The organism is Tardiphaga sp. vice154, from assembly GCF_007018645.1.
Classification (GTDB): Bacteria; Pseudomonadota; Alphaproteobacteria; order Rhizobiales; family Xanthobacteraceae; genus Tardiphaga.
Genome location: NZ_CP041399.1, coordinates 2045285 through 2066553, shown reverse-complemented (window position 1 = coordinate 2066553; position 21269 = coordinate 2045285). Strand labels below are relative to the sequence as shown.

20 protein-coding genes are annotated in these 21269 nt (G+C 65.0%); 5 read left to right on the top strand and 15 right to left on the bottom strand.

All coding sequences use genetic code 11. The features are described from left to right. Positions 1-27 precede the first annotated feature (27 nt). The 5 genes from FIU28_RS09640 to fliL all read right to left on the bottom strand — a co-directional run bounded on the left by FIU28_RS09640 (position 28) and on the right by fliL (position 6782). On the bottom strand, positions 28-3732 hold the full coding sequence (locus FIU28_RS09640; RefSeq protein ID WP_143572726.1) for a tetratricopeptide repeat protein: 3705 nt from the start codon (positions 3730-3732) through the stop codon (positions 28-30). A 97-nt stretch (positions 3733-3829) separates the two neighbouring features. Then, positions 3830-4600 carry a MotE family protein gene (locus tag FIU28_RS09635; protein WP_143572725.1) on the bottom strand — a complete coding sequence of 257 codons (771 nt, stop codon included), beginning with the start codon at positions 4598-4600 and terminating at the stop codon, positions 3830-3832. Continuing rightward, entirely contained in the window at positions 4597-5085 is a 489-nt protein-coding gene (locus FIU28_RS09630; protein ID WP_143572724.1) for a DUF6468 domain-containing protein, read from the bottom strand. Before FIU28_RS09630 ends, FIU28_RS09635 begins: the two co-directional genes overlap by 4 nt. Next, complete coding sequence (fliM, locus tag FIU28_RS09625; protein ID WP_143572723.1) at positions 5082-6287, bottom strand: flagellar motor switch protein FliM; 1206 nt, start codon at positions 6285-6287, stop codon at positions 5082-5084. The genes FIU28_RS09630 and fliM overlap by 4 nt, the downstream gene beginning before the upstream one ends. Before the next feature lie 18 nt (positions 6288-6305). Next, positions 6306-6782, bottom strand: coding sequence for a flagellar basal body-associated protein FliL (fliL, locus tag FIU28_RS09620; protein ID WP_143572722.1), 477 nt, complete (start codon positions 6780-6782; stop codon positions 6306-6308). A 357-nt stretch (positions 6783-7139) separates the two neighbouring features. Between fliL and flgF the strand changes: the two genes are divergently transcribed. The 4 genes from flgF to flgH are packed head-to-tail and all read left to right on the top strand — an operon-like array spanning position 7140 to position 10542. Then, the gene (flgF, locus tag FIU28_RS09615; RefSeq protein WP_143572721.1) at positions 7140-7907 is read left to right on the top strand and encodes a flagellar basal-body rod protein FlgF; all 768 of its coding nucleotides are present in this window, start codon (positions 7140-7142) and stop codon (positions 7905-7907) included. Between the two features lie 12 nt (positions 7908-7919). Beyond that, positions 7920-8708, top strand: a complete 789-nt coding sequence (gene flgG, locus FIU28_RS09610; protein ID WP_143572720.1) for a flagellar basal-body rod protein FlgG — start codon at positions 7920-7922, stop codon at positions 8706-8708. Positions 8709-8719: 11 nt separating this feature from the next. After that, positions 8720-9787 carry a flagellar basal body P-ring formation chaperone FlgA gene (flgA, locus tag FIU28_RS09605; protein WP_143572719.1) on the top strand — a complete coding sequence of 356 codons (1068 nt, stop codon included), beginning with the start codon at positions 8720-8722 and terminating at the stop codon, positions 9785-9787. A 5-nt stretch (positions 9788-9792) separates the two neighbouring features. Further along, on the top strand, positions 9793-10542 hold the full coding sequence (gene flgH, locus FIU28_RS09600; protein WP_143572718.1) for a flagellar basal body L-ring protein FlgH: 750 nt from the start codon (positions 9793-9795) through the stop codon (positions 10540-10542). Between the two features lie 302 nt (positions 10543-10844). Here flgH and FIU28_RS09595 read toward each other — a convergent pair whose 3' ends face one another. The 10 genes from FIU28_RS09595 to FIU28_RS09550 form a co-directional block, all read right to left on the bottom strand. After that, a complete protein-coding gene (locus FIU28_RS09595; protein ID WP_143572717.1) occupies positions 10845-12368 on the bottom strand; it encodes a Do family serine endopeptidase in 1524 nt (507 codons plus the stop codon). 194 nt (positions 12369-12562) lie between these two features. Beyond that, positions 12563-12763, bottom strand: a complete 201-nt coding sequence (locus FIU28_RS09590) for a DUF2065 domain-containing protein (RefSeq protein WP_143572716.1) — start codon at positions 12761-12763, stop codon at positions 12563-12565. A gap of 139 nt (positions 12764-12902) precedes the next feature. Next, entirely contained in the window at positions 12903-13793 is an 891-nt protein-coding gene (gene hflC / locus FIU28_RS09585; RefSeq protein WP_143572715.1) for a protease modulator HflC, read from the bottom strand. Then, positions 13790-14938, bottom strand: coding sequence for an FtsH protease activity modulator HflK (hflK, locus tag FIU28_RS09580; RefSeq protein WP_143572714.1), 1149 nt, complete (start codon positions 14936-14938; stop codon positions 13790-13792). The genes hflC and hflK overlap by 4 nt, the downstream gene beginning before the upstream one ends. Before the next feature lie 149 nt (positions 14939-15087). Then, the gene (locus FIU28_RS09575; protein ID WP_143572713.1) at positions 15088-15603 is read right to left on the bottom strand and encodes a dihydrofolate reductase; all 516 of its coding nucleotides are present in this window, start codon (positions 15601-15603) and stop codon (positions 15088-15090) included. Continuing rightward, entirely contained in the window at positions 15600-16091 is a 492-nt protein-coding gene (locus FIU28_RS09570; RefSeq protein ID WP_143572712.1) for a GNAT family N-acetyltransferase, read from the bottom strand. The genes FIU28_RS09575 and FIU28_RS09570 overlap by 4 nt, the downstream gene beginning before the upstream one ends. Next, positions 16088-16882, bottom strand: a complete 795-nt coding sequence (locus tag FIU28_RS09565) for a thymidylate synthase (RefSeq protein ID WP_143572711.1) — start codon at positions 16880-16882, stop codon at positions 16088-16090. The genes FIU28_RS09570 and FIU28_RS09565 overlap by 4 nt, the downstream gene beginning before the upstream one ends. Before the next feature lie 161 nt (positions 16883-17043). Beyond that, complete coding sequence (locus tag FIU28_RS09560) at positions 17044-18024, bottom strand: tripartite tricarboxylate transporter substrate-binding protein (RefSeq protein WP_143572710.1); 981 nt, start codon at positions 18022-18024, stop codon at positions 17044-17046. Positions 18025-18135: 111 nt separating this feature from the next. Beyond that, positions 18136-19701 carry a tripartite tricarboxylate transporter permease gene (locus tag FIU28_RS09555; RefSeq protein ID WP_143572709.1) on the bottom strand — a complete coding sequence of 522 codons (1566 nt, stop codon included), beginning with the start codon at positions 19699-19701 and terminating at the stop codon, positions 18136-18138. A 7-nt stretch (positions 19702-19708) separates the two neighbouring features. Continuing rightward, entirely contained in the window at positions 19709-20209 is a 501-nt protein-coding gene (locus FIU28_RS09550) for a tripartite tricarboxylate transporter TctB family protein (protein ID WP_143572708.1), read from the bottom strand. A 448-nt stretch (positions 20210-20657) separates the two neighbouring features. Here FIU28_RS09550 and FIU28_RS09545 point away from each other — a divergent pair, with 448 nt between their 5' ends. Further along, complete coding sequence (locus FIU28_RS09545; protein WP_143572707.1) at positions 20658-21176, top strand: SspB family protein; 519 nt, start codon at positions 20658-20660, stop codon at positions 21174-21176. Positions 21177-21269 lie beyond the last annotated feature (93 nt).

Genomic DNA, 21269 nt, shown 5'->3' with positions numbered 1-21269 from the left:
CACCTCAGGATGACGTCGGAGTTGCTATCAGCGCTTCATCTCGATCTTGCGCACTTTGACGATCGCCGGCAGCGAACCGGTGGGTTCGGTGTCGGCCTGGGCGGGGATCACGCCCTTGGCGCCGGCTTCGGGGAAGCGCAGTTTCATCTCGCGCAGGAACCCGTCGAGCGTGTCGATGCTCGCCGCCATCTTGGCGATCGCCGCGAATTCCGAATTGCTGCCGGACGCCGGACTGCTCGCAGTATCGAACGCGACCTTGTCGGCGCCCGACGCCATCAAGGGTGCGAACTTGTCGCGGAAACGGGCGAGGCCGAGCGCGTCTTCGGCCAGCGCGTAGCCAACCACGGCGCGGATCACGTCGCTCTTTTCACCGGCGTTCAGCGGCGTGAAATCGCGCCAGCGGTCGCCATAGTACAGTTCGATCTGCTCGGAGGCTTCGCGCCAGCGCCGCGCCGACCAGTAGATGTCGGAGCGCAGCCGGATCGCTTCGCGGCCGGGAATGTTGCTGATGATATCGAGCGCCAGATCGCGGCGACCGACGTCGCCCTGCGCGCGCGCCTCCAGCAGCAGCCGCTGCTGGCGCAGTTCGCCGGCGAGGTCCGCGATCCGGGTCGTGCGAAGTGCTGCAATCGCGCGGTCCGGCTTGCGCGCCATCAGATAGACCATCGCCAGACGGGACGCGACCTGCGCGCGGGCCGCGCCCTCGAGGCGGTTGTCGACCTGGTATTGCAGCAGCTCGGCGGCCTGGTCGAGCAGGTCGACAGCCACCAGGCGATCGGCGAGCCGGCGGATCATCTCGTCGCCGCGCCGCCCGATCGGTGTCAGTTCGCGGTAATCATAAAACATCGCCAGCGCATCAACCGGCCGCAGGCTGTCGCCCTTGCCGCCGAGATAGATTTCCGAGAACAGCGCCTGCGCATCGTCCTGCACCTGGCGCGCCGCCTCGGAATTGGCCTGCCGCTCGGTGGCGCTGCGCGCCGCCGCCAGCGACTCATTAAAGCGGCCGAGCCCCGAATACATCCGCGACAGGATCTGCAGAACCTGAACTTCGAGTCCGTCGCCGCGCCACAACATCGCCAGCAGTTCGAATTCCTTCAGCGCATCCTCGTCGCTGACCTCGCGGCGCTTCTGCCGCAAAAGGATGTCGCGCAGCTTGGCCTCCGACGCCGCGTGGCGGTCCTTCGAGGCGATCGCCTGCTGGTATTTCGACAGCGCGTCCTTATCGCGGCCAAGCGCCTCGTCGAGCCAGCCTGCCAGGAACAACGCATGCGGCTTCAATTCCGGCGTCACCCCGACCGTCTCGAGCTCGGAGCCGCGCGCGGACGCGCCGGCATAGTCCTTGACCTCGAGCGAGGCGCGCAACGCCTGCGTCAGCGCGATGCGCTGCAAATCGGCCGGCAGCGACGACATCGCCAGCTCGGCGTTCTTGAACTTCTCCCGCGCCAGCACCCACTTTTCCTGCCGGGCGTAAGCCAGCGCCTTCCACAGCTCGGCATCGTAGCCCGGGCCGAGTACCGGATTGGCGACGTCCTTCAGGGTCTGTTCGGGCCGGCCCATCATCGTGCTGGCGACCGCGTGCACGATCAGCGCCACCGGGCTTTCCTGCCCGACTTTCATATCCGAGATCGCCAGATCGGCGACGCCCTTGGCTTCGTGATACATGCCGCGCGCCATGTAGAAGCGCGCCAGGTCCATCCGCGCGTCGGCGCGGCTGTTGGCGTCGGCGGCGGAGGCCGCCCGGATCAGCACGTCGAAGCGTTCCTTGAACGGCCCCTCCTGATCCTTCTGCCACTGCCCGACATCGAAGATCGGCCGCGCCACCGAGGACGCCCGCTGCGGCGCCGCGTCGGCGGCCGACAGCGTCAGACCGCCCGGCCGGCTCAGCGTCACCTTGTCGACCGCGGCTTCCACCGCGACCTCGTCGGAATTGAGCTGGATCGCGACACCGTGGATGGTTTCCAGCAGCGAGAATTCGACGAAGTCCTGCCGGCGAATGAAGCCGCGCGGCGGCGGCAGCGCGGTCACGACGGTCAGCGCGTCGCCGGCCTCGGGATCGACCAGAAGGTGCTTGAGGCCGGGCCGGCTGAGCGGCACCTGGACATTGCCATGGGCGGGATCGGCGATGTTGCGGATCGCCGACAGCGGCTGCGACGCCGTCTGCCTGGTATCGGCGAGCATCACCGACCAGCTCAAGCCCAGTCCCGCCGCATCGTCCGGCGTCAGCGACGCCAGTTGCGGACGGTTGAGACGGATCCGGATCGCCTGCCCTTTGTCGAGCTTGATGCTGCTGACATCGCCGACCACCGAACCGCCCTGGCGACGGATCGGCGACAGGTCGATCGGCTTTTGGGAATCGACTACCAGCCACAGCATGTCGCCACGCCGGAACAGCGCCGCCGGCGTCGGCGAGTTGAAACCGAAATCCATCCGCAGTCCGTCGCTGCTGCGCTTGACATCCACCGGCGTGCCGGGCTCGGCCGCGGCAGGGGGGGCCTCGGCAGTCACCACCGGCGTCATCGCCGGCGCCGCGGCAGCTGCAGGAGCCGCTTCCGCGACCGGTGCGGCAACCACAGCGCGCGGAGCAGGCGTTGTGACGCCTTCCTTCGCGGGCTCGGCCTTGGCCGGCTCGACCTTGGCAGCCTCGACCTTGGCCGGCTCCACTTTCGCCAGTTCGACTTTCGGCGGCGTCGCTTTAGCCGGTTCGACCTTGGGTAATTCGACCTTGGCGGCCTCTGCCGGCTTCGTTTCCCGCGTGACGGATTCGGAGGCTGGCGGCATGGTCTCGCCCGCGCGCGGCGGCGAAGCTTCTGTCACCGGCCGGGCTACGACCGGCGGCTTGGCCGCTTCCGGCTTGGCGACCGGCAGGCTGGCCAGCGGCGACGGCTTGTCGGGCTGCTGGAAGCCGATATCGACGATGTAGTTCTTGTCTTCGCGGAACGAGCGCACGTCGACATCGCCGATCAGGCCGATCTCAACCGCGGTGCGGTTGCCGTCCATCGCCTGCCCGATCGAGGCAATGTTCGGCGGCGCCGACAGTTTGGCGTCGGCCAGATCGAAGGTCAGGCCGGCATTGAAGTTCAGCGTCATCGTCTTGTCGCTGAGCGATGACGACATCCCGACGCCGGCCGGCAGTTCGAAAACGAAGCGCACGAAGGTCGGCTGCACCGAGGCGCGCACCCGGATCGCCGGCGTCTTCTTGCCTTCAGAGGCGGTGCGCTGCTGGCGCAAGGCGCGCTCGGCGATGCGCGCGCGCTCCGACAATTCCTTCACGACCTCCTGCGGCAGGCCGGGCGGCAGGCCCTTCCAGCTATCGGGCAACAGATCGATGAAGATGCGTTCGCCGGCGGCCATCGAATTGACGGTGACCTTGCGCGACAGCGCCAGCCGGATCGCCATGCCGTCGGGGTCGCGCCGCGCCGAGCCGATGTATTCGGGTGCGGCATCCGAAAGCGCCTCGACGGGGACATCGACCGGCCGCTTGAAACGAACGATGAGAACGGTGCCGGCCTGCGTGACTTCGGATTCGACGTCCTCGGCCAGCTTCAGCACGATGCGGGCATAGCCGCCCGCCACCGCCATCGAGGCCTCGCCGCGCACCGCTTGCGCCCGCGCCGGCGCGGCCACCCCGGCCAGGACCGCCGCCACCGCCAGCAGCAGACCCGCGCAACGCCGAACGGCCCGCGTCCAGGCGCCGGCGATCGTCCCATTTGCTGCGGCGGCGATGCCAGCCATATCCGGAAAGTCTTTCAGCCCGATGGTCGCAGAACGGGCCCCTGCCCGCTCTGCGGAATCTAGATTCTGCGGTTGAAGGAGTTGTTAACGATTTCCCTTAATTACGCTGCGGCATTGGCCGGCCCTCGATCTTCGGCAGTTCGGCGGTCGAGGCCGGTTTGTCGCCGCCATTGGCGCGCCGCGCCAGTTCGACGGTGAGACGCTCGGCGGCTTCCGGCTGCATCAGGCCGAGGATATCGGACATTTTGCGCGGCGCGATTTGCGAGGCGATCTCGAACAGCACCGGCATCTCCAGCCGGTCAAAAATCTTGGCGGCGTCCTTCGGCTTCATGCTCTCATACATCGTGATGATGCCCTTGAAGCGCGCGGAATCGGCCTCGCCCTTCTGGCCGGTCGCGGTCTTGATGCCGGCCTCGACGCCTTTCAACTCGTCGACACGGGACTCGATGCGCTTCTCGGCCGCCTTCAGCAGGCTCTCGCGGATATCGATCTCGCGCGCGCGCGTCTCCAGCTCCTGGCGGCGGGCCTGCAGCCGCTCCAGGATGGCGCGCTCCGAGGCCGACACCGGCGGCGGCGGCTCGGGCGGCGGCGACGCCGGCGCGATGGACGGCGCTGAAACGACCGGCTTGGGTTCTTCCTTCTTGGCGCTCACCGAGCCGGTGATGTCGCCATCGCCCGACTTGGCGGCCGGCGGCTTTCCGCCCGGAAAATTGAAGGTCTGCTGCGCCCAGGATTGTTTCTCGACCTTGGGCTGATACTCGAACACGTAGCCGCCATCGATCACCAGCCCGGCGATCTTCAGCACGGCAAGGCCGAAGATCGCAACGAGCAGGACCGGAAGCACGCGGATGTCGCGGAAAACTTTCATGCAGCGATGCCGTCAGGCCTCCGGCGCTCGGCGAAGGCCTGCGCGGCGGCGGCGTTGGCACGGGCGGCGGACATCTTCGGCACGACGGGCTGGTGCGGCGCGACCGGGGCCGGCGCGGCGACCTGTGCCGGCGCTTCAGCGGGCGCGTCGACGAACGGCCGCGCCGCGGACGCGATCCGCGACAGCCGGCGCACCACATTGTCGCTCTCGGCCAATTGCCCCTTGAGCTGCTCGGCCAGCGCCGTCGCCAAAGCGATCTGGCTGCCGAGATGTTCATTGACGTCGCGCACGGTATGTTTGAGGCCGCCGATCGCCCGTTCGGCGATTTCGGTGACGGTGATCAGCTCGCCGATGGTGGCTTTCAGCGACTGCTCGTCGGCCTTCAGCCGCTTCAGCCGGCTGTTCAGCAGCATGCAATAGCAGATGGTGAGAATGAGCAGAACGGCGACCAGGCTCTCGATCGCAATGCCTAACATGTGGTTCATTGGGCCTCCATCATCTTGGTCTGTTCATCAGCCTTCTCGAACATCGCGAAGGTCGTACTGGGCTTGCGTAGCTGCTTGGTGACGCGGATCGCGACGCGGTCGCCGACGCGGCCCATGCGGCCCTCGCTGAGGATGACGTCACCGCAGCGCACCGACACCAGCGCGTCGGCGCGCATGTCGAGCGGCAGCGTGTCGCCGACTTTCAGACTCATCAGTTGCTTCAGCGGAATTTCGGCCTCGTAGAGCACAGCATCGACCGAGATCTTGGCCTGCGCAATTTCCGTCGCCAGGTGACTTTCCCAGATCGGGTCACGGCCGAATTTCTCGCCCATGAACATCTGCATGAGCGTGGCGCGGATCGGCTCGATGGTCGCGTAGGGCAGCAGCAATTCAACATTGCCGCCGCGGTCTTCCATGTCGATGTGCAGCCGCACCAGAATGGCGGCATTGGCCGGGCGGCTGATGGCGGCAAAGCGCGGATTGGTCTCGAGCCGGTCGATCGAGAACGTCACCGGCGACAGCGGCCGGAACGCCTGCTCGGCGTCGGCCAGGATCACTTCGGTGAGGCGCTTGACCAGATTGGTCTCGATCGTGGTGTAGGGACGGCCCTCGATGCGCAAGGACGCCTCGCCGCGGCGGCCGCCGAGCAGCACGTCGATCATCGAATAGATCAGGCTGGAATCGACGGTGGCGAGACCGAAGTTTTCCCACTCTTCCGCCTTGAACACACACAGCACGGCCGGCAGCGGAATCGAATTCATGTAGTCGCCGAACCGCACCGAGGTAATGCGGTCGAGCGAGACCTCGACGTTGTCGGAGGTGAAATTGCGCAGGCTCGTCGTCATCAGCCGCACCAGGCGGTCGAACACGATTTCGAGCATCGGCAGACGCTCATACGACACCATCGCGGAATCGATGATGGCGCGGATGCCGGAATTCTCGTCGAGATGCACTTCACCGACGGAGAAACCGAGCAGATTGTCGATCTCCTCCTGCGACAGCACGCGCTCGCCGCCGGTATTCTTGCCGCCGCCGCCGACATCGCGACCGCCGTCCTCGACCATCGCGGCCCACTGCTCGGCCATGGTGCCGGTCAGTTCGTTTTCGGCAGCCGCCCTCGCCGCTTCTACCGGATCCTCGGAATCCAGCGAAGCTTCCCATTCGGCGGCAATCGCGTCCTGATCGACCTGTTCTTTAGACATCTGACCGATTCCAAACCCTCACTGAACGAGGATTTCCTTGAACAGCACGGCGCTGACCTCGCCCGGCGCGATCGCCGCGTTGACGCGCTTGGTCAGTTCTTCCTTGAGGCGAAACATGCCGACCGAGCCGTTGAGATCGGAGGCGCGCAGCTCGCGCAGATAGGTCTGGAACATGTCGCTGACGCGCGGCAGCGTCGGCTTGACCTGCTCGAGCTGCTTGGCGTCCTTCAGTTCAAGAACGATCTTGGCCTTGAGATATTGCACGCGCTCGCCGGGCTGGCCGGCGAGGTTCACGAGGATGTCCGGCACGTCGACGAAGGTCGGCAGCACCGGCTTCGGCGCCTCGACATGCTGTTCCTTCGGCGAACGCAGGAACATGAACCAGGCGCCGCCGCCAAGCACGGCGACCGCCACCACGGCGATGATGATCAGCTTGAGCTTGCTTTTCGGTTTCGGTTCGCCCGCGGCGCCGTCTTCCGATTCTTTGTCTGCCATCGCCTGCCCGTCCGGAAATAGGGGAAGAGCTCGATGCCGCCAGGCAGGCCCCAACGCGATACTGACTGCCAGCGCCCCAAGGCCCTGTTGGTTAAGAATTAGGTCGCAATGGTTAACGGTTCCTTTCGTTTATCGGCCGACTAGGAAAAATCTGCCGGGCCAACATGGTCAACAGAACCTTTCTGCCGCCCCCAAAGCCTCGTCCAAAACTACCAAGCCCCTGTAGTTTCGAAGAAATCCGACTTGGCACGGTCTTCGCAACTGTTTCTGCGAACCGCGGCTTGGGAGAGCTGTGCGGCTCATAGGATCCGCGGCCCGCCTGGGAGGGCGAACCGGGGATCGCAGGGGAGAACGACGATGGAGAATGTTAGTCTCATCGGACTTTCGCGGCAGATGACGCTGGAGCGCCAGCTCGATGTCGTCGCGAACAATGTCGCCAACGTGAACACCACCGGTTTCAAGGCCGACCGTTCGCTGTTCGAGGAATTTCTGCGCAGCAATGCGCGGGAGACGAATTTCATCGGCCGCGACCGCAACGTGTCGTTCGTGCAGGACCGAGCCACGCTGAAGGACCTGTCGCAGGGACCGATCGAGCAGACCAAGAACCCGCTCGACGTCGCGATCGACGGCGACGGCTTTCTGGTGGTGCAGACCCCGAACGGCCCGCGCTACACCCGCGACGGCAGCATGCAGATCAGCCAGACCGGCCAGTTGGTCACCAAGTCCGGCATCCCGGTGCTCGGCACCGGCGGCCCGATCACGTTCCAGCCGACCGATCACGACATCAACATCTCCGCCGACGGCACCGTCACCGTGCAGGAAGGCACCAACCGCACCGATTCAGTGCGCGGCAAGCTGCGCATGGTGTCGTTCGCGCAGGCGCAGAGCGCGCTGAAGAAGGAAGGCTCCAACCTGTTTTCCGCCGAAGGCGCGCCCCCGCTGCCCGCCACGACCTCGAAGCTCACCCAGGGCTTCGTCGAAAAATCCAACGTCAACTCCGTGATGGAAATGACCAGGATGATCGACGTCACCCGTGCTTACACGCAAATCTCGGCGATGCTGCAGCAGCAGACCGACATGCGCCGATCGGCGATCGAAAAACTCGCCGGCGATTCCGCGGCCTAAGGAAACACACCCATGCGCGCTCTTTACACTGCAGCGACCGGGATGGCGGCCCAGGAACTCAACGTCCAGGTCATCTCCAACAACATCGCGAACATGCGGACCACCGGCTACAAGAAGCAGGTCGCCTCGTTCCAGGATCTGGTCTACGACCACGTCCGTCGCGTCGGCGCGCAGGCCTCCGACCAGGGCACCATCATCCCGGTCGGCGTCGATATCGGCGGCGGCGTCAAGACCGTCGGCACGCCGCGGCTGATGACGCAGGGCACGCTGGCGGCGACCGGCGGCGATCTCGACATCGCGGTGCGCGGCGAAGGCTTCTTCAAGATCCAGATGACCGACGGCACCTTCACCTATACCCGCGACGGCTCGTTCACCACCGACCAGACCGGCCGCATCGTTACCGCGGCAGGCAATCCGGTGCAGCCGACTATCACGGTACCGGCCGCCTCCTCCGGCATGACGATCAGCGCTTCCGGCCAGGTGTCGGTGACCGTCGCGGGTTCGGCGACGCCGCAGGTGCTCGGCACCATCAGCCTGACGCGCTTCATCAACAAGGCCGGCCTGCAGCCGATCGGCGACAACCTGTTCACCGAAACCCCGGCCTCCGGCGCGCCGCAGGACGGCGTCGCCAATATCGACGGCTTCGGCGACCTGCAGCAGCGCAACCTCGAACAGGCCAACGTCGAAGTCGTCTCGGAAATCTCCGATCTGATCGCCGCGCAGCGCGCCTACGAGATGAACGCCAAGGTGATCAGCGCCGCCGACCAGATGCTGCAATCCACTTCCGCCATGTTCCGCTGAGGCAGATGATCATGACCTTCCGTTCACTCCTGCTCGCGACCACCCTGTTCGCGCTCGGCGCCCATGCGGCGCACAGCCAGAGCCGCGAAGACGTGCTGGCCCAGCCGGTGCTGCGCGCCAACGTCACCGTCGCCGGCGACCTGGTGCGGATCGGCGACGTCATCGACAACGCAGGTCCGGCCGCGGGAATCGCGATCTATCGCGCGCCGGATCTCGGCACGGTCGGCTCGCTGCCGGTGGCCAAGGTGATCGCGGCGCTGCGTGCCCATCAGGTGATCGGCGTCGATACCCGCGACCTCATGGACATCACCGTGACGCGGCTGTCGCGCAGCATCGAGGCCCGCGACATCGAGAACCAGGTGGCGCAGGCGCTGCAGCATCGCAACGGCCTCGGCGACGCCGCCAATCTGACGCTGACCTTCGACCGCGACGTGCAGACGCTGCAGCTCGATGCTGCCTCGTCCGGCGCGCTGGAGGCGGTCTCGACGCGGTTCGATGCACGCTCCGGCCGTTTCGATATCACCTTCTCGATCGGCAGCGACAGCGGTGCCGCCTCCAAGCTGCGCTTCACCGGCACCGCGGTCGAGACCGTCGAGGCCGCCGTGCTGGCGCGCGGCGTCGACAGCAAGGAAGTGCTGAAGGCGTCCGACGTCATCGTCGAGCGCCGTCCGAAATCCGAAGTCGGTATCGATGTCGCCAGCCGCGAGCGCGCGGTCGGCATGCAGGTCCGCCGCCAGTTGCGCGCCGGCCAGGCGCTGCGCATCGCCGATCTCGCCAAACCCGATCTGGTGACGCGCGACCAGGCGGTGACGCTGGTCTACGAATCCGCCGGGCTGTATCTCACCATCCGCGGCAAGGCGATCGAGAACGGCACCGAAGGCGACGTCGTCAGCGTCATCAATCTGCAGTCCAAGCGCACGGTGTCCGGCGTGGTGGTCGGCCGCGGCCAGGTCGCCGTCGCGGTCCCCGGCCCGCGGCTTCCCGCGCCCAGCGAGAAGCTCAACGACAAGATCTCCCAGGCCGCCGCCCCCGTCGCACTCGCTGCCAATGTTTCTGCTGCCACCCGTAACGCCGAGTAAAGTTGATGTTCCAGTATAATCGCGCCGTTCTGCTCGCCACCCTGCTGACCACGACCGTGCTGTTCAGCGGCTGCTCCTCGATCGAGCGGCTGTCGATGATCGGCGAACAGCCGAAACTGACCGCGATCGAGAATCCGGTGGCGCAGCCCGGCTACAAGCCGGTGCAGATGCCGATGCCGCAGCCGGAAGTGGCCTCGTACAATGCCAATTCGCTATGGCGATCGGGCTCGCGCGCCTTCTTCAAGGACCAGCGCGCGCGCCAGATCGGCGACATTCTGACCGTGACGGTGAACTTCACCGACAAGGCCAACATCGCCAACCAGACCCAGCACAGCCGCTCCAGCAAGGAGGATTCCGGGATCACCGATTTCGCCGGCTCCAAGCTGCTGTCGGGCTCGGCCGCCTCGGTGCTGCCGGGCCGGCTGCTCTCGGCCGACGGCACCTCGTCGAGCGACGGCAAGGGCTCGGTAGCACGCCAGGAGAACTTGCAGACCAGCGTCGCGGCCGTGGTCACCCAGCTTTTGCCGAACGGCAATCTGGTTGTCGAGGGCAAGCAGGAGATCCGCGTCAACTACGAGATCCGCGAATTGATCGTTGCCGGCATCGTGCGCCCCGAGGACATCCAGAGCGACAACACCATCGACAGCGCCAAGATCGCGCAGGCCCGCATCGCCTATGGCGGTCGCGGCCAGATCTCCGATGTCCAGCAGCCGCGCTACGGCCAGCAGGTCATGGACGTGCTGCTGCCGTTCTGATCCAGGCTTTCAGAGCTCCCCACTTCATCCAGCGCTCCCACGCCATGAAGTGTCCAACGCGGCCTTCCGTCAGCTCCCCTGACGGAAGGCCGTCGTCGTTTGGGGATGGATACTTCTATCGCTAGGCCGACGTGGCTTCCCCTGCCCCTTGCGGGGAGGGTCGGCCGAACGAGCGATGATGCGAGAGCATCATCGGGAGTGGAGGCCGGGGTGGGGGTGCCGCGGGCGACGGCGCTTGTGGCACCCCCACCCGACCGCGCTTCGCGCGGCCACCCTCCCCGCAAGGGGGAGGGTAAGAACCGCTACTGCACGCTCAGTGCTACAAAGCGCAATTCGCCTTCGCCGTTCGATACCAGCAGCAGCACCGACTTCTTGCCGTCCTTCTTCAAGGCATCGACGCGCTTCTTGACGTCGGCGGGGTTGCTCACCGCTTCCTGCGCGACCTCGACGATGACGTCGCCGGCGTTCAGGCGCTTCTCGGCGGCGTCCGAGCCAGAGTCGACCGAGGTCACGACCACGCCCTTGACGCTGTCCTTGATCTTGAACCTGGCGCGCATCTCCTTGCTGAGTCCGGTGAGATCGAGGCCCAGCGCCTTCTGCGTCGCCGGCTTTTCGGCTTCCGGCATCGACTTCACCGAGGCCGGCTGCGGCTTTTCGCCATCGTCGAGACGGCCGAGCGTGACCTGCTTGATAACTTCTTTACCCTTGCGGATGATCAGCACGTCGACCGCCTTGCCGACCGCGGTGTCGGCGACGATGCGCGAGAGGTCCTTCGGCTCCTTGACGTCCTTGCCGTCGAACTTGACGACGACGTCGCCGGGCTCGATGCCCGCCGGCTTCGCCGGGCCCTTGTCGTCGATGCCGGCAATCAGCGCGCCGCGTGCAGGCTTGATGCTAAGGCTCTCGGCGATCTCGTCGGTGACCTGCTGGATGCGGACGCCAAGCCAGCCGCGGCGCAGCTCGCCGAATTCGCGCAATTGCGCCACCACCTGCGACGCCGTCTTCGACGGCACCGCAAAGCCGATGCCGATCGAGCCGCCGGACGGCGAGATGATCAGCGTGTTGACGCCGATCACGTCGCCGTCGAGGTTGAACAGCGGGCCGCCGGAATTGCCGCGGTTGATCGAGGCGTCGGTCTGGATGTAGCTGTCATAGGGGCCGGAATTGATGTCGCGGTTGCGCGCCGAGACGATGCCGGCGGTGACCGTGCCGCCGAGCGAGAACGGGTTGCCGATCGCGATCACCCATTCGCCGAGACGAACCTTTTCGGAATCGCCGAACTTCACCGCGGTGACCGGCTTCACCGGGGTGAATTTGAGCACCGCCAGATCGGTCTTCTTGTCGACGCCGACCAGCGTCGCCTTGATCTTGGTGCCGTCATTCATGATGACGTTGATCTCGTCGGCGTCCGCAATGACGTGATTGTTGGTGACCACGACGCCGGAGGTGTCGACGATGAAGCCGGAGCCCAGCGAATTGGTCTTGCGCGGCTGCAGGCCGCCATTCTTGTCGCCGCCCGGCCCGCCGCGGCGGTTCTTGAAGAAGTCGTCGAAGAATTCCTCGAACGGCGATCCCGGCGGCAGTTGGGGCATCGCCCCGCGCGGGGTGTCACTGTTCTTGCTGTCGCCGCTCTTGTTGTTGGCTTCGACGGTCTGCGTGGTCGAGATGTTGACGACCGCGTCGATCACCTTTTCGGCGACGTCGGCGATGCCGTCCGGCCCCCGGGCGACGGCCGGTGCCGAGAAGGCGGCGACGGCGGTGCCGAGGCAGAGCGCCGTGAGCCACGGGCGCAGGCGGAGGCTCAAGGCGGGGGGCGCGATGGACATGGGACGAACGTCTCCTGAAGGATTCCGCGATTTGGCAGCCAGACTGCGCCCGAACATGGCTTTCGCGCAAGCGCAGGGACACGACGGCCCACCATCAACACCGCGGATTGCGGCGGAAAGCCGGCGCCTCAACGCACGGACCGCTATTCGGATTCACTATTTGCAGGATGACGGTATTGGAGGGGCGCCCGGGTCTAGCTGCGTACCAGCCAGATCAGGGCCAGCCCGCCGATCGCCGAGCCGATGCCGGCGATCCGCAGGATATTGTCGGGCGTCGCCAGCGCACTCTTCATCGCGCGACGCATCCAGCCGGGAAAAGCCAGGAACAGGATGCCTTCCAGCACGAACAGGATACCGATGCCGATGAGGAAGTCGGCGAACGCTATGGACCTCATCCGACTTCAACTCCCGAAACGTTCGCACCCTGAGCGCTTTTATGAAAATGGGGCGCGCCTTCGAAGAAGGCGCGCCCCATCCATAGATCAGAGCGGCAGCGAACGCAAAGTTGCCGCTGCCGCTTGATAGCCTAGTCTCTTACGGCCGCGCCGCCGCCGGCTTGCCGGCCGGATTGGCGAAGAAGCGGAAGAACTCCGAATCCGGCCGCAGCAGGAAGCGGGTGTCGTTGCTCTTCAACCCGTTCTCGTAGGCCGTCATGGAGCGGTAGAAGGCGAAGAACTCCGCATCCTTGCCGTAGGCCTCCGCGAACAGCCGGTTGCGCTCGCCGTCACCGGTACCGCGAACCTGCTCAGCCGTGGAGTTGGCATCGGCGATGATCACGGTGGCTTCGCGATCGGCCTTGGAACGGATTTCCTGCGCCTTCTGGCCGCCCTGCGCGCGGAACTCGGCCGCCTCGCGCTGACGCTCGGTCTGCATCCGCTGATAGACCGCCTGACTGTTCGACTCCGGCAGGTCGGCGCGGCGAATGCGGACATCGACCACCGAGATGCCGTAGCCGTCGGCCTCCTTGTCGAGCTGGTCGCGGATCCGGTTCATCAAGCCTTCGCGTTCGTCACGCACCACCTGAATGAACGTCACCTCGCCGAGCACACGACGCAGCGACGCGTTGAGCAGCGTGGTGAGCTGGATATTGGCAGCCTGGATCGAACCGATGCTCTGGTAGAAGCGCAGCGCGTTCTTGATGCGGTAGCGCGCGAACGCATCCACCACGAGACGCTTCTGGTCCGACGCGATCACTTCCTGCGCCGGATTTTCCAGATCGAGGATGCGCTTGTCGATCGAGATCACGGTGTCGATGAACGGCACCTTGAAGTTCAGACCGGGTTCGGTGACCACGCGGACCGGCTCACCGAGCCGGACCACCAGCACCTGTTCGGTCTGGCGCACCGTGAAGATCGAGCTGTAGCCGATGACAATCACGGCGAATAGCACGATCAGTGCGACGATACCTGAAATTCCGGTCTTCATCGGGTGCTCCCGCTCTGCTGTTGCGGCTGGCCAGATGTCGCCGGGGCCTGTCGCCGCGGCGACAGTTCGTTCAGGGGAAGAAAGGGCACGACGCCCTGCGCATTGGCGCCGCCGTCATAGACCAGCTTCTCGGCGCCGCCGAGAATCCGCTCCATGGTTTCCAGATAGATGCGCTGGCGGGTGACGTCCGGCGCCTTCTTGTATTCGTCGTAGACGCTCAGGAAGCGCGCGCTCTGGCCTTTGGCCTCGGCAATCGCCTGTTCCTTGTAACCTTCGGCAACCTGCAGGATCTGCGCCGCCCGGCCACGCGAATCGGGAACGACGCGGTTGGCATAGGTCTGGGCTTCGTTCTGCAGACGCTCGAGATCGGCGCGCGCCGCCTGGACGTCACGAAACGCATCGATGACCTGCGACGGCGGATCGACCTTCTGCATCTGCACCTGCTGCACCAGGATGCCGGCGCCGTAGCCGTCCAGCGTCTTCTGCATCAGTTCCTGCACGCCGGCTTCGGTGGTGGTGCGGGCGCCGGTCAGGATCGGCTGGATGTTGGCGCGGCCGACCACTTCGCGCATCGCGCTTTCGGCCACGGCCTTCACGGTGCCTTCCGGGTTCTGGATGTTGAACAAGAAGTTGCCGACGCCGTCCGGCTTGATGCGCCACAACACGGTAAAATCGACATCGACGATGTTTTCGTCGCCGGTCAGCATCAGGCTCTCTTCCGGCACGTCGCGCATGGTGCGGCCGCGACGCGTAGGATCGTCGATCAGCGACATGCCGATGCTCAGGGTCGAGACGCGCAGCGCCTTGGGCAACAGCACGGTCTCGATCGGATAGGGCAGATGGTAGTTCAGGCCGGGTTGCACGGTGCGGACATGCTTGCCGAAGCGCAGCACCACGCCGAGTTCTTCGGACTGCACGCGGAAGAAGCCGGACAGGCCCCAGATCGCCAAAGCGGCAGCGAGCACCAGGGCGATGCCCATACCGCTGACGAAGCCGCCGGGCAGCATCGACTGCAGCCGGTCCTGGCCGCGGCGCAGCAGGTCCTCGAGGTCAGGCGGTCTCGGACCCGCCGATTGCGGACCGGATCCCCATGGCCCCTTGGGACCAGAGCTCCACGGGCCTCCGCCTTGATTCTTCCACGGCATCAACAATCTCCTCTGCGCGAACCGGAAACCGGCCTCGCCACATCTGGATGGCTTTATAGGGGACAGGCCGGGTCGTTACAACGCGGCTGCTGGCCCACAGGAACTAAGCGCGAAGTCCTCAAAGTCAATGTTAATAGGGGTTATCGCGGTTAACGCGGGTCACGCCGACGATATGTCACATAGGAGAAATCGACGCTGTCCTCGCCTGCGGCAGGATGGCGGACACGGGCGGCCTCCTCCCAGATCGAGACATCGATCGGCGCGAAATAGGCATCTCCCGCGGGTTTGGCGTGCACCTCGGTGATTTCGAGCCGGTCGGCGGCGTCCATCCATTGCGCATAGATCTCGGCGCCGCCGATCACGGCGATCTCCGTGGCCGAACGCCGCAGCGCGTCGCCGGTGGCGAGCTCGCGCGCCGCGGTGAACGACGTGGTGACCACCGCGCCCGGCGCCTGGTAGTCTGGATTGCGGGTAACGACGATATTGGTCCGCCCCGGCAGCGGCCGGCGCGGCAATGATTCAAAGGTCTTGCGGCCCATCACGATCGGCTTGCCCATGGTCATCGCCTTCAGGCGCTGCATGTCGGACTTCAACCGCCACGGGATCGCATTGCCCTGCCCGATCACGCCGTTGTCGGCGACGGCGACGATGAGGGTGACGTTCATGACGCCTGCCCCCGCAGAGCCAGCTCCCGGAGCGCGTCACCGCTCAGTTTGCACGCCGTCCACTCATCCATCATTTTGGCCCCCATCGACATGTAGAATGCGATCGACGGCGCATTCCAGTTCAGCACCGACCATTCGAACTGCGTCCAGCCGTTGTCGATGCAGCGCTGCGCGAGCTTGACCATCATCGCTTTGCCGATGCCATGGCCACGATGCGCCGGTCGCACGAACAGATCCTCGAGGTGGATGCCGTGCCGTCCCCGAAACGAAGAGAAATTCAGGAACCAGAGCGTGAACCCGATCGGTTCGCCATCCCATTCGGCGATGTCGCAATAGACCTGCGGCTGCGGGCCGAACAGCGCCGCGACGACGGTAGCCTCGGTGGCATCGACCAGGTGCGACAGTTTTTGATACTCCGCCAGTTCGCACATGAAGCTGAAAACAAGCGCGCTGTCATGGTTCGTGGCCGCACGGATGTTCAGGCTCACACCGCCACCTCGGCCTTGATATGCGGATGCGGATCGTAGCCCTGCAGCGTGAAATCCTCATAGCGGAAGGCGAAGATGTCCTTCACCTCCGGATTGATCGTCATCACCGGCAGCGGTCGCGTCTGCCGGGTCAGTTGCAGTCGCGCCTGCTCCAGATGGTTGGAATACAGATGCGCGTCACCGAGCGTGTGGATGAAGTCGCCGGGCTTGAGACCCGTCACCTGCGCCACCATCATCGTCAGCAGCGCATAGGACGCGATGTTGAACGGCACGCCGAGAAACACATCCGCCGAGCGCTGGTACAGCTGGCACGACAGTTTGCCGTTCGCGACATAGAACTGGAACAGGCAGTGACACGGCGGCAGCGCCATCTTGTCGACGTCGGCGGGATTCCACGCCGTCACGATCAGCCGGCGGGAGTCCGGATTGCGCTTGATCATCTCGACCACATTGGCGATCTGGTCGATCGCGCGGCCGTCGGCGGCCGGCCAGGAGCGCCACTGCGAGCCATAGACCGGGCCAAGATCGCCATTGGCGTCCGCCCATTCGTCCCAGATCGAGACGCCATTGTCCTTGAGATATTTGATGTTGGTGTCGCCGGCGAGAAACCACAACAGCTCGTGGATGATTGCCTTCAGCGGCAGCCGCTTGGTGGTCAGCATCGGGAAGCCGGCCGCCAGGTTGAAGCGGGTCTGGTGGCCGAACACCGACAGCGTGCCGGTGCCGGTGCGGTCGTGTTTCTCGGCGCCGTCACTGAGGATGCGTTCGAGCAGGTCGTGATACTGGTTCATGGTCGCTTCTGCAGGCTGCGGGCTATCGAACCTAGCCCCCGGACCGGCCCGACGACATGTCGATTCCCGCTTATACCCGAAAAAACAGCGCGCCTGCGAACCCATGAAAAAAGGGCCGGACGTGTGTCCGGCCCCCTGAAAACGCTCGATATTCGAGCGGGTTACATCGCCGGCTTGAGCACGGCCGACCAGCGGGCCACTTCGGCCTTGACCAGTTCGGCTAGCGCCGCCTGGGTACGGCCTTCCTTCTTGGGAATGTCGGACCCGAGATCGAGCAGGCGCTTGCGGACGTTCTCGTCATCCAGCGCCTTGGCGGCCGCGGCATTGAGCTTGGCAACGATCTCGGGCGGCGTGCCCTTCGGCGCGAAGATCGCGTTCCAGGCCGAGACCTGGTACTTCGGCAGGCCGGCTTCGGTGGTGGTCGGCAGGTTCGGCAGCGATGCATTGCGATCGGGTGTGGCGATCGCATAGGCCTTGATGGTGCCACCATTGATCTGCGGCACGGCGTTGACGATCTGGTCGCACATGTAATCGACCTGGCCGCCGACCAGCGCGTTCATCGCCGGTCCGGTGCCGTTGAACGGCACGCCGGTCGGCTTGATCTCGAGCACCGAGCTCAGCAATTCGCAGGACGAATACGACACCGAGCCGACACCGGCATGCGCCATGTTCATCTTGTCGGTATTGGCCTTCACGTAGGCGACGAATTCCTTGAGGTCCTTGGCCGGGAAGTCCTTCTTGGCCAGGATCAGGATCGGCGTGCCGGCAAGCAATGCGACCGGCTCGAAATCCTTCTCGGGGTGATAGGCCAGCTTCGGATACAGCGGCACCGCGGCGGCATGGGTGCCCATGTGGCCGGTGATCAGCGTATAGCCATCCGGCGCGGCGCGCGCGGCGCGCGTGGTGGCCGTGGTGCCGCCGGCGCCGACGACGTTTTCAATGACGATGGTCTGGCCGAGCGTCTTGGCCATGTCGGCGGTGACGATACGGGCAATGATGTCGGTCGGGCCACCGGCGGCGAACGGCACGATCATCGTGATCGTACGGTTCGGGTAGTCCTGCGCGTGAGCAGCAGCGACGAGCGAGCCGAGGCCGGCAAGTGCGAGACCGGCGGTCGCCAGCGTGCGACGGAACATATTCATTGGTTTCTCCCAGAGTTTCTTAGCATCGCCAGGGCGACGCATTCGAAGCAACTGAATACCTCGCGCGGCCCGAAGTCCATTCGACTTCGGGCCGCGGCGCAACGCCGCAGGTTAGTTCTCGGACTCGACGAACACCTCATCGCGCTTCTTTCGTAGTGCGGGAAGCAAGGCCAGGATCAGCAGGAAGGCCGAGATCGCCATCAGGGTGGCCGACAGCGGACGGGTGAAGAACACCGTCGCATCGCCGCGGGAGATCAGCAGCGCACGACGCAGGTTTTCTTCCATCAGCGGCCCCAGCACCATGCCGAGCAGCAACGGCGCCGGCTCGAAATCATGCTTGATGAGCCAGTAGCCGACGAGGCCGAACACGCCTGCCAGCACGACGTCCATCGGCGCGTTGTTCACCGAATAGATGCCGATGCAGCAGAACACCACGATCGAAGGGAACATCAGCCGGTACGGCACCCGCAGCAGGCGGACCCAGATGCCCACCAGCGGCAGGTTGATGATCAGCAGCATCAGATTGCCGACCCACATCGAGGCGATCATGCCCCAGACCAGTTCCGGCTGCTTCTGCATCACCTGCGGACCCGGCACGATGCCGTGGATGGTCATCGCGCCGACCATCAGCGCCATCACGGCGTTGGGCGGGATGCCGAGCGTCAACAGCGGGATGAACGAGGTCTGCGCCGCAGCGTTGTTGGCGCTTTCCGGGGCCGCCACGCCTTCGATCGCGCCGCGACCGAACCGCGACGGGTCCTTCGCCAGCTTCTTTTCCAGCGTATAGGCAGCAAACGACGCGATCACCGCGCCGCCGCCCGGCAGGATGCCGAGGATCGAACCGAGCACCGTGCCGCGCAGAATTGCCGGATAAGAGTCCTTCATATCCTTCTTGGTGGGCATCAGGCCGGTGACCTTCTGCTGCACCAGTTCGCGGTCGCTCTCCCCGCCGGCATCCAGGTTGCGGATGATTTCCGCAAAGCCGAACAAGCCCATCGCCACGGTGGCGAAGCCGAGGCCATCTGCGAGTTCGGGGATGTTGAACGACATGCGCGACGCGCCGGTCTCGATGTCGGAACCGACCATCGACAGCAACAGGCCGAACACGATCATCGCGATCGCCTTCAGCACCGAGCCCTTGGCGAGCACGACGGCGAAGATCAGGCCGAGCACCATCAGCGAGAAGTATTCGGCAGGACCAAAGGCCAGCGCGAGCTTGGTCAGCGGCGCGCCAAGCACGGCGATCAGAACGGTGGCGACGCAACCGGCGAAGAACGAGCCGATCGCGGCAATCGCCAGCGCCGGGCCGGCGCGGCCCTGCTTGGCCATCTGGAAGCCGTCGAGCGCGGTCACCACGGAGCCCGCTTCACCCGGGATGTTGACCAGGATCGAGGTGGTGGAACCGCCATACTGCGCGCCGTAATAGATGCCGGCGAGCATGATCAGCGCACCGACCGGCGGCAGGCCGAAGGTGATCGGCAGCAGCATTGCCACCGTGGCGATGGTGCCGATGCCCGGCAATACGCCAACCAGCGTGCCGACCAGCGCGCCGATCAAGCAGAGCAGGATGTTCATGGGAATCGGAATCGACATGCCGCCGAGGAAGGGCGGCGCCCATTGCACGAACTGGAAGACGACGCCGAAGCCGAGGCCTAGATTGGAAAACAGATCACCCATGACGACCTCAGCGAATCATAAAGGACGGCAGCATCTGCAACGGCAGACCCAGCGCGTAGGGAAACAGGAGTGCGCAGAACGCGGTGAGGCAGACGCCGACGATGAAGGTTTCCTTCCACTGCGTTTCATGGGTGCCGAGCGCGGCAATCATGAAGGCGGCCATGGCGGAGAAGATCATGCCCATCGGCCGGATGCTGAAAGCGAAGGTCACAATCGCCAGCGAAACGAACAGCGGTCCGCGCCAAGCATAGACCGCCAACGAAGGACCTTCGGTGAAGATTCCGACCAGCACAATGCCGGCGCCCAAAGCCAGCAACAAGTAGCCGAACATCCGGGGCGCGGTGCCGGCGCCGAACGAGAAGCCATGCATGCCCTGCAGGTCACTTGAAGCCCAGAGGGCAAAGGCCGCGATCGCCATCAAGGCAAGGCCGCCAAAAAAATCCTGCGGTCCCCTGATCCAGTTTGGCAGGACGGACTGGTCCGGCCTGTGGCTCGGTACATCGCTCATTGGTACGTTCCTCTTACAGCGAGCTTGTTGCCCATGTCTTTTGGATAGCAGTTGCCCGCTCCCGACGGAGCCTGCCTACCTATTTTCGAAACAGAATGCCAGCTAAACCAATGGAAGGGTTGCGCTGCACACCAACAACGCGGCGGAAGCCGCCAATCTGCCGAGCCGCAGCCTCTTAAACGAGCACGGCAGCGTGGAATGCGGGCAGGCAATTCCCGGCTGTTGGGAACGGTAGCTGCGGCCAGCCCGTGCCCGGACGCCGGTGCCAGACGCCGCCACGGCCAAACCCGCTTTATCCGGCGTCGTTTCCCGCCTATATTGCGACAGCGGGCCGACTGGCCTGCTGACCTCGGACTCGTGACGGGGTAGTATCGAATAAACGGCGCGAGTCGGGCCCGGCATCGCCGCCACCCCGCGCTTGGCCTTACGAACGCGACGGGACAGACTGATGGCAACCGACCATATCCGATACGATGTGCTGGCGCGCGACGCGTTACGCGGCGTGCTGCGCCGCGTCCTGATCGACGCCGCCGAGCACGGCCTGCCCGGCGAACATCATTTCTTCATCACCTTCGTTTCCACCGCCGACGGCGTGAAACTGTCGCCGCGGCTGCTGGCGCAGTATCCGGAAGAGATGACCGTGATCCTGCAGCATCAATTCTGGGACCTGGTGGTCACCGAGGATCGTTTCGAGGTCGGCCTGTCCTTCAACGGCATTCCCGAGCGCCTGGTGGTGCCATTCAACTCGATCAAGAGCTTCTTCGACCCGTCGGTGCAATTCGGCCTGTCGTTCGAGCCGGCGGAGGCCGCAACCGACGCGAATAACGACGCCGAAACGCCGGCCGCCAGCGCGGCGTCGGCCCTTGCCGCGCCGGCCGCCGTGCCCGCGACTGCGTCGGAAGACGAACCGGCCAAGCCCAGCGAGGGCGCCGAAGTCGTCCGTCTGGATCGCTTCCGGAAAAAATAGCCGATCGCGTGATTCTTGAGATGGAACCGCTGACAAGCGGTTTCGTTCGTATGGGTGGTTCCGTGCGGCCACGCGCGCAACACCTGGATGTTC

Excerpts from the sequence above, each read along its gene's own strand:
- hflK (WP_143572714.1), bottom strand. The coding sequence starts at position 14,938 with ATGCCGTGGAAGAATCAAGGCGGAGGCCCGTGGAGCTCTGGTCCCAAG.
- flgF (WP_143572721.1), top strand. The coding sequence starts at position 7,140 with ATGGAGAATGTTAGTCTCATCGGACTTTCGCGGCAGATGACGCTGGAG.
- flgH (WP_143572718.1), top strand. The coding sequence starts at position 9,793 with ATGTTCCAGTATAATCGCGCCGTTCTGCTCGCCACCCTGCTGACCACG.
- FIU28_RS09560 (WP_143572710.1), bottom strand. The coding sequence starts at position 18,024 with ATGAATATGTTCCGTCGCACGCTGGCGACCGCCGGTCTCGCACTTGCC.
- FIU28_RS09545 (WP_143572707.1), top strand. The coding sequence starts at position 20,658 with ATGGCAACCGACCATATCCGATACGATGTGCTGGCGCGCGACGCGTTA.
- FIU28_RS09575 (WP_143572713.1), bottom strand. The coding sequence starts at position 15,603 with ATGAACGTCACCCTCATCGTCGCCGTCGCCGACAACGGCGTGATCGGG.
- hflC (WP_143572715.1), bottom strand. The coding sequence starts at position 13,793 with ATGAAGACCGGAATTTCAGGTATCGTCGCACTGATCGTGCTATTCGCC.
- FIU28_RS09550 (WP_143572708.1), bottom strand. The coding sequence starts at position 20,209 with ATGAGCGATGTACCGAGCCACAGGCCGGACCAGTCCGTCCTGCCAAAC.
- FIU28_RS09555 (WP_143572709.1), bottom strand. The coding sequence starts at position 19,701 with ATGGGTGATCTGTTTTCCAATCTAGGCCTCGGCTTCGGCGTCGTCTTC.
- FIU28_RS09595 (WP_143572717.1), bottom strand. The coding sequence starts at position 12,368 with ATGTCCATCGCGCCCCCCGCCTTGAGCCTCCGCCTGCGCCCGTGGCTC.
- flgA (WP_143572719.1), top strand. The coding sequence starts at position 8,720 with ATGACCTTCCGTTCACTCCTGCTCGCGACCACCCTGTTCGCGCTCGGC.
- FIU28_RS09630 (WP_143572724.1), bottom strand. The coding sequence starts at position 5,085 with ATGAACCACATGTTAGGCATTGCGATCGAGAGCCTGGTCGCCGTTCTG.
- fliL (WP_143572722.1), bottom strand. The coding sequence starts at position 6,782 with ATGGCAGACAAAGAATCGGAAGACGGCGCCGCGGGCGAACCGAAACCG.
- FIU28_RS09640 (WP_143572726.1), bottom strand. The coding sequence starts at position 3,732 with ATGGCTGGCATCGCCGCCGCAGCAAATGGGACGATCGCCGGCGCCTGG.
- flgG (WP_143572720.1), top strand. The coding sequence starts at position 7,920 with ATGCGCGCTCTTTACACTGCAGCGACCGGGATGGCGGCCCAGGAACTC.
- FIU28_RS09590 (WP_143572716.1), bottom strand. The coding sequence starts at position 12,763 with ATGAGGTCCATAGCGTTCGCCGACTTCCTCATCGGCATCGGTATCCTG.
- FIU28_RS09565 (WP_143572711.1), bottom strand. The coding sequence starts at position 16,882 with ATGAACCAGTATCACGACCTGCTCGAACGCATCCTCAGTGACGGCGCC.
- fliM (WP_143572723.1), bottom strand. The coding sequence starts at position 6,287 with ATGTCTAAAGAACAGGTCGATCAGGACGCGATTGCCGCCGAATGGGAA.
- FIU28_RS09635 (WP_143572725.1), bottom strand. The coding sequence starts at position 4,600 with ATGAAAGTTTTCCGCGACATCCGCGTGCTTCCGGTCCTGCTCGTTGCG.